At 67.1% G+C, this 3,350-nt stretch carries 3 protein-coding genes; 1 reads left to right on the top strand and 2 read right to left on the bottom strand.

Annotation, left to right across the window (positions count from 1 at the left end; genetic code table 11):
* Positions 1 to 211 (bottom strand): hypothetical protein (locus VFZ09_RS01430; protein WP_329725623.1); only part of this gene is annotated, 211 nt, incomplete at its 3' end.
* Positions 212 to 515: 304 nt separating this feature from the next.
* The gene (locus VFZ09_RS01425; protein ID WP_329725622.1) at positions 516 to 2,594 is read right to left on the bottom strand and encodes an AMP-binding protein; all 2,079 of its coding nucleotides are present in this window, start codon (positions 2,592 to 2,594) and stop codon (positions 516 to 518) included.
* Between the two features lie 192 nt (positions 2,595 to 2,786).
* On the opposite strand from VFZ09_RS01425, the gene VFZ09_RS01420 reads away from it, so the two are divergent.
* Positions 2,787 to 3,350 (top strand): hypothetical protein (locus tag VFZ09_RS01420; protein WP_329725621.1); only part of this gene is annotated, 564 nt, incomplete at its 3' end.

Below are 3,350 nucleotides of genomic sequence, written 5' to 3'. Positions count from 1 at the left end.
AGGGCCCGTACACCGAAATGCACTTCTGGGAGGATTGGGCCTGTATGAAGTAGCTGGCGTAGTTCGTGAGGGCCTGTGCCTCCGTGCTCGTCAGGCGCTCCCCGGCCGGTGTCTCGTCCACGCCGCAGCCCGTCAGCCCCGTCATCAACAGGGCCGTGGCCGCCACCCACGCTCGTGTCCTCGTCTGCTTCTGCTCGCACGCTCTCGTCATCTGGTGTCTCCCTGGGGGGTCGATGGGGACTGCTGCTCGGATTCCCACCTCTGGAAAACCCCAGGGGTATTTATTTGCGCAATTCTAGGACGTTCCTCTCTCTTGCTCACGGTGCAGGACCCGTTGGCGTCCCAGAAGAGAATGCGCACGAATACCTCCAACGTGGATACGCGGCTCGCGGATGCCGACGGCGCGTGCACGGCGCCGGCCTTCCCGTGCCACCGCTACGACCAACCACCAGAAGCATCTGCTGATGCTGATGCTGGAGCTGGGCGCTACGGGGTGAGCCCCCAGCTCCGCACGCTCAGCATTGCTGCTTGCAGATGCTGGCGACCCTCCCCACGCAGACACTGTCCCAGCTCGTCTGACAGCAATAGGGGTCCACGCCGCAGATGTCCTTCACGCACATCTGGTCGCAACCGGAGGTGAGCGGCCCGCCCGTGCTGCACTTGTCGTGCGCGCAGGTATCCACCTCGACGAAGGACACCGCGGCCCCGTCATTCAAGAGGTTCAAGGCATTCGCGCAGGAGAACTGCAACTCGCGGTTCGCCCAGAGCTTGTAGACTCCCTTGATGGTGGGGGCGGTGAGCGAGTACGCCGCGCTCCCCGACGTGACGCCGGAGCCGCTGTAGATGCACTGCTTGGAGCCCCCCTCGAGGCCCATGACGATCTGCGCGATACAGGTGGGGCACCCGAAGCTGCCGGTGTTGAGCGAGAAGTTCTCGGTGAGCGCCAGGCTCGCACCGGGCGCGGCGCGCACCCGCTTGTTCGTCTTTCCGTTGACGGTGAGGTTGGAGATGCTCCCCCAATTCCAGGTGTAGGGGTTGGCATAGACCTCGATCAGCCCCACCGGGCCGCCGCTCGACGTCTTGTTGAGCGCATCGGTGCAGTTGTACTCCCACTGGCCCCTCGCCCAGACCAGATAGCTTCCCGGCGCCGTGGGCGCGGTGAGCGTGGTGGTGGCGCTGCTGGAGACCACGCCCACGCCGCTGTAGAGGCACTTCTTGGAGCCGCTCACCCCCAGGATGACCTGGGAGATACAGCCAGGGCACCCGACGGACCCGGCGTCGATGAAGTAGTTGGTGCTCACCGAGACGGTGGCGCCAGCGGTGACGACGGCGACGTTGTCACCTCCGCCGAACCTCACGTTGCTGACGTTGCCCCAGTTCCAGTTGTAGCTGTTGCCCACCGTGGCGCTGGGGCAGCCATCCGCGACGGTCTGCGTCAACGTCCTGCCCGGGCTGCTCCAGCAAACGGTGCGGTTGCCCGCGCTGTCGATGACCATGGGGATGGCCTTCACCAGGAAGCCGTGTGAACCGCAGGCCACCCCCGCGGTGCTGAAGTACCAGGTGCCGGAGGCATAGGGGCGCTCCTCGCTGGATTGCAAGACGTTGTCCAGGTAGTACTCCAGCCGCACGGCGTTGGCCGGGCTGGCGACCGCCCATTGCCCATTGCCAGCCATCTCCCCCTCGTAGGTGCTGATGCCCGCGAGGCTCAGGCTGGAGACGCTCGTGCCCGCACACATCGCGGCCTCCTGCGTCCCCAGGGGCTCCACGGCCGGCACCCCTCCCGTGTCCTGGCCCCCACAGCCCACCCCCATCAGCCACCCGCACAACAAAGCCCCCCCGCGAAGGAAACGACCCATGTCACGCGCCATCGAGGTTTCTCCATCTAGAAAATAACGCTCGGGCTGGACTGTACGTGAAAACCGCAAGTCCGGGCAATCAGGTCTTCTTGAATTCCTGGATTTCAGCGATGCGGAATGTGGGCCCGCTTTCCCCCGGGCTGTTACCGCGCATGCGTGTGGATGGAGATTTGGACCGGCTGGTTGATGGGCATCAACGAGGATGCGCGGTAACACCCGCGCACGGCGTCGAAGTCCGTCCGGGTGCAGCTCCAACGCGAGCGAGCCGGTGACGTGGTGGGCGAGCACGGCGCCGTGGACGTGGAGGGCGCCCTTGGGCGGGCCGATCTCATAGGTGTCGGAGGCCCGCCGCAGGCGGGCGCGGATGGGCTCGGGACCGAAGGCGGAGAAGAGCGGGCAGAAGACGGCGCGGTGCTTCAGGGTGCCGAGCGCGGTGAAGTACAGCTCCGGAACGCGCCCCAGCAGGGAGAAGACATGCTCGCCCGGTGCGATTCCCAGTCCGGCGAGCACCTGGGCGAAGCGGTTCGTCCAGGCGCGCAGCTCCGCGTAGGTGAAGACCTCGCGCTCACCGTGGCGGCCCAGCCGGCGAAGCGCCAGGTGCCCTCCCCGCCCCTCCTGGCGGTGCCGATCCACCGCCGCGTGGGCCATGTTGAGCCCCCGCCCTCCGGGCAGGCCGGCCAGTCCGTGCCTGGCCGCCTCGCACGAGAAGGAGGCACATGCGGCCTCGTAGTCAGGCATGTGGGGGGCACCCGCCAGCCCGTCCGTGGCTTCGCGAGAATCCGTGCTTCCACCCGCCTCACCTCCCCTCGTCCCGCCGGAGCCTGGGGACTCGGGCACGGCGGACTCTTCTGGAGAGGTAACCCTGGCACCCGCGGAGAGGATGTCCGGGCGAGCGATGCACATGCTTCTCCCAAGCACAGGGAAGCCACCATGTCCGACCCATTCCCCAGCGAGACGAACGAGACCGGAGACGAAAGGCCCCGGGGTCACGGGTCACACCATGATCCGCCCGGGAGCCTGGCCTGGGCGCTCGTCCTGCTCTGGGCCGGGGGCGTGCTGCTGGTCCAGAACCTGGCCTACCTGGGGCGATCCGAACGATGGGATGCCTGGACGCTGATCTTCGTCGGGGCCGGGCTGCTCTTCCTCGGGGAGGCCATCGTGCGCCTGCTGGTACCGGCCTATCGGCGGCCGGTGCAGGGCCCCCTCATCTTCGCCGTCATCCTGCTGGCCCTCGGGTTGGGGGAGGCGATCCGTTGGACGCTGGTGGGGCCGTGCGCGCCCTCCTGCCCACGCGGCGTATCACGGGTTGAGTTCAGTCCGAGGCCCTGGGAGACATGCACGAAGCTGATTTTCGGGTCTTCGGTACGTCGAGTGGGCAGGAGCGCGGACCCGAAGCCGTGCGCATGGGGAGGACTTGGGGTTCAAGGGCGTGTGGAGCCGAGCGATGGCCATGGGACGCGAGTCCCCGCGAGAGCTCGAGGCATGAATGAGACA

It is taken from the genome of Archangium sp. (genome assembly GCF_036277355.1).
Classification (GTDB): Bacteria; Myxococcota; Myxococcia; order Myxococcales; family Myxococcaceae; genus Archangium.
The sequence above is the reverse complement of the archived record's forward strand: the minus strand, read 5'-3'. Positions and strand labels throughout refer to the sequence as shown.